Source organism: Chitinophaga sp. sic0106 (assembly GCF_019219075.1).
In the GTDB taxonomy this organism is placed as follows: domain Bacteria; phylum Bacteroidota; class Bacteroidia; order Chitinophagales; family Chitinophagaceae; genus Chitinophaga.
This window is the reverse complement of sequence record NZ_JAHUWJ010000068.1, coordinates 1-255: the sequence shown is the minus strand read 5'-3', so window position 1 is coordinate 255 and position 255 is coordinate 1. Positions and strand designations below refer to the sequence as shown.

Here is a 255-nt window from a genome sequence, read left to right as displayed (position 1 = left end):
ACGGACTTACAAGTCCGCCTACGCACCCTTTAAACCCAGTGAATCCGGATAACGCTTGCACCCTCCGTATTACCGCGGCTGCTGGCACGGAGTTAGCCGGTGCTTATTCATCTGGTACCGTCAAGCTTCCTAGAAAGAAAGTGTTTCGTCCCAAATAAAAGAAGTTTACAATCCAGAGGACCTTCATCCTCCACGCGGCATGGCTGGTTCAGACTTCCGTCCATTGACCAATATTCCTTACTGCTGCCTCCCGTA

Annotated in this window: 1 rRNA gene; it reads right to left on the bottom strand. The window is 51.0% G+C overall.

What is annotated here, in order from left to right:
- A 16S ribosomal RNA gene (locus KW844_RS28960) occupies positions 1–255 on the bottom strand; the annotation flags it as partial.